Origin of the sequence: Clostridium sp. DSM 8431 (assembly GCF_900116755.1) — a bacterium.
GTDB lineage: Bacteria > Bacillota > Clostridia > Clostridiales > Clostridiaceae > Clostridium.
In genome coordinates this window covers 1-7,118 of record NZ_FPBY01000166.1, presented here as the reverse complement: position 1 = coordinate 7,118, position 7,118 = coordinate 1, and the positions used below count along the sequence as shown (strand labels likewise).

Below are 7,118 nucleotides of genomic sequence, written 5' to 3'. Positions count from 1 at the left end.
TCTAAATACTGGTCATAAGTATAGTACCTTCTATCTGTTGGAGTTCTTTTGGCTTTTAATATATCTTCTCTATCCCAACGTTGTAAAGTTTTCACACTTACACCTAGTAATTCTGCAAAGTCTTTAGGTTTATAATTAGTTATATGTTTATTCATGTTAATCTCACCTCTCGGGTACATATCAACATTTTCAAACACATTTGTACACCTTTTTATTAACTATAGACTTCCTCCTTTTCTACAGCTTAATTTTATCCTTATATAGATACATAATCCATTTAATTAGCTAACATTAATCTAACATTTTTGTCACTTAAGAAAAAACTGCGAAGACTTAGGGAATGTTATATAAACTGCTGTATACTCTCTTTGTTTTGATGAAATCTTAATATTTAAATGAATTTTATCACTTAATTTTTTACATAAATAAAGTCCTATACCTGTAGCATTTTTAATCTGTCTTCCATTATTACCTGTAAAGCCTTTATCAAATACTTTATCTAAATATTTATCTTCTATTCCTATCCCATTATCCTTTATCATTAAGGTAATGGAATTATCATTTTCAGTGCACTTAAACTCTAATATTTTTTCATCTTTATCTAAATATTTTAATGAATTAGATATAATCTGACCTAAAATAAATTCTATCCATTTCCTATCAGAATACACATCTAAATCTAAATTTTCTTTAACAATTTTCACTCTTTTCTTAATTAAAATCTTAGAGTACTTTCTAATAGAATTATTAACTATTTTCTCAATGTTGCTCTTTTTAATTAAGAAATCCTTATTTACACTACCACTTCTTGCATAAAATAAAGCCTGTTCAATATAATACTCAATTTTAACTAAATCCTCTTCTATACTTTCAGTCACCTTATTTTTGTGATTTTCAATTGTAAGTTTTGAAGAAGCAATAGGTGTTTTAACTTCATGAACCCAAAGCTCTATAAATTCTCTAAACTCCCTTTCCCTTAAATCTATGCTATTAATCTTATCATTCATAGATTTATTACATTTTCTTAAGATATCAATAAACTCTCTATATTCAGCATCATTTGGTTCATTAATAATTTCACTTAAAAGAAACTTTTCATCTAAATTATCTAAAACTGAATTTACTTCTTTAAAAAATATATTTTTCTTTCTATATTCATAAAAAAACACTAAAAATAATGAAGAAACATATAGTATGTCAATAATGATAATAGCTGTTAAGTTAACTTTGCAGATATAAAGAATCATAGATATAAACATCATTATTACTGCATTTGCCATTAAAATTAATAGTCTTTCAGATAAGTATTCCTTTAAATCCATAAAATATCCTCCTTTTACTTTAAAAAGCAGTGGTAAAATTAATACCACTGCCTATTATTTCATAAGTATATATCCTTGACCCCTTTTAGTTTTAAGCATGTCACAAGCTCCAATTCCCTCTAGTTTCTTTCTAAGTCTATTAACATTTACCGTCAAGGTATTATCATCAATAAACTCATCACACTGCCACAAAGCATCCATAAGATCATTCCTTGGAACTATACTTTCCTTCTTATTCATAAGAGTTAATAAAATCCTGCTTTCATTTTTTGTAAGTTCGCAAGATTTATTATTATAGGAAATCATACCCTTATCTAAACTAAAAATTAAATCTTTATATACAAAGTTGCTTTCAGAATAATTTTTATAACTCCTCTTTAATACAGCACCTATCCTGGCTAGTAATATTTCTGTATTAAAAGGTTTAGTTACAAAATCATCACATCCAAGATTCATTCCCCTAAGCTCATCTATTTCACTTTGACGGCTTGTAATTATAATAACAGGAACCTCTGATTTCTTTCTAATTTCACTTAATATATAAAAACCATCATAAAAAGGTAGATTAATATCTAGAAGAATAAGATTTGCATTACTATTTAAAGCTAAACCTATTATATTTTTAAAATCTTCAGAATAAGAACATTCATATCCATATCTACTTAAAAATTCACATAATTCAGTTCTTATTTTAAAGTCATCTTCAATGACAAATAAATTATTCATAGTTTTCCTTTCTACCAAGCATGAATTGTATTTTTATGTAGTAAGTGTAAAATATAGATATTAGTCTCATATCCACACTTTTCACCTCTTAGGCCTATTTTACAGCATTTATACTTTTTTTCTTTTATCTTCTTTACCTTTTTATTATCCATTCTACTTCTCCAAAACCTATAATAGTGGTGCTACAAGTCTTATTATAGCTCTTAAAAATCTATTAGACCACTTTATTTTCTTAGTATCTTCTAAAGTAATTCTTCTACAACTTTTAAAAGTTTCTTCAAAATCCTTTTTAATATCCTTAATACTTTCTGTTTTATAAAGATATGTACCACATTCAAAATGTAAATAAAGGCTACGATAATCAAGATTGATAGTTCCTACTGTAGCAATTTCATCATCACTTAAAAACACTTTAGAATGTACAAAGCCTGGAGTATATTCATAAACCTTAACTCCTGCTTCAATAAGCTGTGCATAATAGGACTTTGTAATTATATGAACATACCATTTATCTTCAATATGAGGAGTTACTAGTCTAACGTCAATACCACTTTTTGCTGCTATAGTTAAAGATGTCAATACTTCGTTATCAATTATTAAATAAGGTGTATATATATACACATAATCCTTAGCTCTATTTAAAATGCTCATATATATAGATTCACCTATAAGCTCACCATCATAAGGACTATCTCCATATACTTGAACATATCCATCATTAAGCTCTACATTATTTACAGGTTTAAAAGGTAAATACTTATCATAATCAATAGTTCTATTGTCAATTACAGACCACATCTTTAAAAACATAGTTGTAAAGCTCCAAACTGCATCTCCCTTAAGGATAACAGCAGAGTCTTTCCAATATCCAAATCTCTCTATTTCATTAATATATTCATCTGCTAAATTTAAGCCTCCAGTAAAGGCTGTTTTTCCATCAATAACCGTTATTTTTCTATGATCTCTATTATTTAATACAGAAGATAAAACAGGCATAACCTGATTAAATACATGAACCTTTATTCCAAAGCTTTCAAGTTTTTTTGAATAATTGTTTGGAAGGGTTCTTGCACATCCAAAATCATCATAAATCAGTCTTACATCAACACCTTCTGAAACTTTTCTTTTTAGTATTTCTAAAATTGAATCCCACATTAATCCTTCACCAATAATAAAGTATTCCATAAATATAAAGTGTTTAGCTTTTTCAAGTTCTTCTAGAAATACTGGAAAGAATTCCTCTCCTGAAGAAAAATATTTAGATGATGTGTTTTTGTAAATTGGATAACCTGATGAATTCTTTGTATATCTAATAATATTTGAAGCAGACTTATCAATACCTTCTATCTCTTTAATTATGTCTTCATTATCATCATAGTATTTATCTACATTTTTTAAACTCTTTTCTATTCTCTTTCTTAATCTTTTTCTTGCTTTGCTTCCACCAAATATGAGATATAAAAAGCCTCCAAATATAGGTAAAAGCAAAATAGGTATTGCCCACGCCAACTTATAAGAAGGATTATCTGTTCTTCCTATAATGTATATTACCAGTGCTAACCCTAAAAATAATGAGAAAAAGTAAAAATATATAAACTGATTAGTTAGAGATAAAACCCAAAATAATATTATACCAAGCTGCAATAATATTAATAAACCTGTTATTGCAACTCTATTAAATATAAGTTTTAAAAATTTATTCATTATTCCTCCTATAGATTAATTATTAAAAAATCATCATAAAACCCATATTTCATTACCCTAAAGATTCCTTTATACCCTTAACTATATATAGAAATTTTAAATTGACAATTTTCATCTATAATTTTATTAAAAGCCTGTGGATTATTAATATAGCCAGTTTGAACAATTAATGAAAGAGTTTCCCTTTCTAATAATACAGTAAAATCTTTAAATTTTGTACCCCTCTAAGCAGTTACTAAAACTTATAAAAATTATAGAATCTTATTTTTCATTCCTTTTTCAATGCACATGCTTTTGCAATAGATAAATCTATGGAAATTCAATTTTTTTATATTGAACAGGTACGTTTTTTAGTATTTCATCAGTTTCTTTATAATACTCTATTTTATTAGCTAATATTTTATTATAGATAAATCTAGTATATCAAAAAGCTTTTGCTAAATATTCTTTTGGTTCTAAGTTTGAACTATTTATACTAAATTATATAATAAATCAAAAAAATTACAAGAAAAAATATAATACCAATCTAAATTACTTTATGAATCTTTATCTTATTTACTCAAAAAAACAAAAGAGTTAATATTCTATTAAAGATTCATTCCCTAAGCTAAAGACTATAGGGGATGAATCCTAACTAATTTTTAAAAAATTAATATTGTTTTTTCTAACTCTAATTTTTTTAAAACAAAATTGCCAATATAATATACATCTGCACCTCTATTATTAACCATTGAAAATTATTTTACTTCTTTCTAAAGTATCAGTTAAAAATGAAATAGTAACCCCATAATTAGTTATATTAACATTTTTTTCTCTGCAAAGCTCTATTCTATTTAATACTGTTTTTCTAGTAATCATACATGCACCACAGTGAATTACAAGCTTATATTCTTCAATATCCTCTGGGAAATTATGTCCTGCCCTAAATTGTATATCAAGCTCTCCTCCTACAAACTTATTAAGAAGTTTTGGAATTTTTACTCTTCCAATATCCTCATGGGATATATTATGGGTACAGCTCTCTGAAATAAGAATTTTATCTCCTGGTTTTAAATTTCTTATGGCATTAACCCCTTCTATAAATTCCTTAATATCACCTTTTTGCCTTGCAAGTAACATAGAAAAACTAGTAAGAGGTATACTTTCAGGCACTATTTTATTTACTGTTTTAAAAGCTTGAGAATCTGTAATTACAAGATCTACATTCTTAATATTCTTTAAAGCCTCTTCAAGCTCAGTATCTCTTACAACATAAGACTTTATTCCATGGTCTAAGCAGTCTCTTATACACTGAACTTGTGGAAGTATAAGTCTTCCCTTTGGAGCTTCTGAATCTACAGGAATAACTAAAACTACAGTTGAATTATAAGGAAGAAGATCTCCCACAATGGGAAGCTCCTCTTCTTCTTTAAGAAGTATATCAATAAGTTTATCCTTTAATTCAATTATTCCTAAATCTTCTTTAGTTGAAACAAAAATATAATCATCTGAAAATTCTTCTATCTTTCTTTCAGCTTCATCTATCTTTTCTTTATCCACTTCATCAATTTTATTTATTACAAGGATAAAATTGATATTAAATTTCTTAAACTCTTTTCTCATTTCTCTATAGTTTTCAAAATCCAAATCATTAATATCCATTAAATAAATAGCAATATCTGTTGAATTTATGCACTGAAGAGTCTTTTTAACTCTGAGAGAACCTAGAGATGATTTATCTCCTATACCAGCAGTATCAGTAAATAAAACAGGGCCTGCCGGAAGAAGTTCCATGGCCTTAGATACAGGATCTGTTGTTGTACCTTCTTCCTTTGAAACTATTGCAATATCTTGCCCAATAAGTCTATTTATTAAGGAAGATTTTCCTGAATTAGTTTTTCCATAAATAACAATATGTTTTCTATTTGATTTAGGCGTTTCATTTAAATTACTCATTATATCTCTCTTTTCTTTTTATTCTTTAAAAAAGTTATGTTGTCTCCCCTTGATATTTCTATCTTATAACCTGCATTTTCTATTCTTTTCTTTATACATACCCTACATTCTGCTGCTTCATCACCTGTACATAACTTTCCATCATACAAGGCATATTTTTCTCTAACATTTACTGGTGAAAGATTTGGCATAACAACATTAGCGCCTGCCTTAAGTCCTTTTTCTCTTCCTAAGGGATCTATAGAACCAAGAGCTGTTGTAGCAGGAATAAGACAATCAGGAAGAAGAAGCCTTAAAAGCGCTAAAAGAGTTATAGTATCTTTAGCTGTTCCTCCCTTTTCATTTCCTAAAGGGGTATCCTTTTTAGGTATAAATGGTCCTATTCCACACATCTCTGGATTTAACTCTTTTAAATATATCAAATCTTCTACTAAATCTTTATTAGTTTGACCTGGAAGGCCAACCATAAAGCCTGAGCCCACCTGATAACCTATCTTTTTTAAATTGGCTAAACATTGTCTCCTGTTATCAAAGGATGCACCTACATGAAGTTTTTCATACAAACTTCTAACAGCTGTTTCATGTCTTATTAAATATCTGTCAGCCCCAGCTTTAAACATCTTTTCATAGGATTCATAACTTCTTTCGCCTATTGAAAGTGTTATAGCTGATGATGGATGCTCCTTTTTAATTGTACTTATAATGTCCACCATTACTTCATCTGTAAAAAAAGGATCTTCTCCACCTTGAAGAACAAAAGTCTTATACCCAAGCTTTTCTCCTATATCTACACAAGCAAAAATTTTTTCTTTAGATAATCTATATCTATCAATCTTTTTATTGTCAGCTCTAATGCCACAGTATTTACAATTTCTTTTGCATATATTACTAAATTCAATAAGTCCTCTCACATATACAGAATCACCATAAAACTTTTTTCTAGTTTCATCTGCTCTCTTTAAAAGAAGCTTTCTATTCTCTTCATCTAAGTTGTCTAAAAGATACAATAACTCCTCTCTTTCAGCATTATTGGTATTATATAACTTCTCTATAATAGACCTTATCCCCAAATTTTTTCCCCCCTAAAATAATTTTCTTTCAAAAACCAAAATCCAATAAAAAAAGTAGCTTTCTATAAATATTCTTAAAGCTTTACATAAACAAAGTGACTAACGCCACCCTTTTTAGCGCAAGAAGTCACTTTGTCTGCCACATAAAAGATTTAAAAATATTTCATTACTAAAATTCAATTCTTTATTTTTCTTTTGATTCTTTCTAAAGCACTACAATTATTTTTTAATGCATTTGACAACTTCCATATAAGAAAGCCAGTCAAAATCAGTGTTTAACATCAAAAAAATTTTATATTTTTCTCGTATTTGAAATACTAAATAGTGTAGACGAATATTTATATATTTTTCTACTAAACCT

At 27.6% G+C, this 7,118-nt stretch carries 7 protein-coding genes and 1 pseudogene; all 8 read right to left on the bottom strand.

Annotated elements, in window-relative coordinates; genetic code table 11:
- Positions 1-143 (bottom strand): MerR family transcriptional regulator (locus tag BM384_RS13935; protein WP_139232127.1); only part of this gene is annotated, 143 nt, incomplete at its 3' end.
- 165 nt (positions 144-308) lie between these two features.
- Positions 309-1,322, bottom strand: a complete 1,014-nt coding sequence (locus tag BM384_RS13930) for a sensor histidine kinase (RefSeq protein WP_090014475.1) — start codon at positions 1,320-1,322, stop codon at positions 309-311.
- Positions 1,323-1,376: 54 nt separating this feature from the next.
- A complete protein-coding gene (locus BM384_RS13925) occupies positions 1,377-2,048 on the bottom strand; it encodes a response regulator transcription factor (protein ID WP_090014474.1) in 672 nt (223 codons plus the stop codon).
- Positions 2,049-2,059: 11 nt separating this feature from the next.
- Positions 2,060-2,200, bottom strand: coding sequence for a hypothetical protein (locus BM384_RS17765; protein ID WP_175537395.1), 141 nt, complete (start codon positions 2,198-2,200; stop codon positions 2,060-2,062).
- Positions 2,201-2,216: 16 nt separating this feature from the next.
- Positions 2,217-3,752, bottom strand: a complete 1,536-nt coding sequence (cls, locus tag BM384_RS13920; RefSeq protein WP_090014472.1) for a cardiolipin synthase — start codon at positions 3,750-3,752, stop codon at positions 2,217-2,219.
- Between the two features lie 309 nt (positions 3,753-4,061).
- A pseudogene (locus BM384_RS18320) lies at positions 4,062-4,170 on the bottom strand (hypothetical protein); the annotation flags it as partial.
- A gap of 305 nt (positions 4,171-4,475) precedes the next feature.
- Positions 4,476-5,687 (bottom strand): [FeFe] hydrogenase H-cluster maturation GTPase HydF, encoded by a 1,212-nt coding sequence (gene hydF / locus BM384_RS13915; RefSeq protein ID WP_090014470.1) that lies wholly within the window; start codon positions 5,685-5,687, stop codon positions 4,476-4,478.
- Positions 5,687-6,751 (bottom strand): [FeFe] hydrogenase H-cluster radical SAM maturase HydE, encoded by a 1,065-nt coding sequence (hydE, locus tag BM384_RS13910; RefSeq protein ID WP_090014477.1) that lies wholly within the window; start codon positions 6,749-6,751, stop codon positions 5,687-5,689. Before hydE ends, hydF begins: the two co-directional genes overlap by 1 nt.
- Between the last annotated feature and the right edge of the window lie 367 nt (positions 6,752-7,118).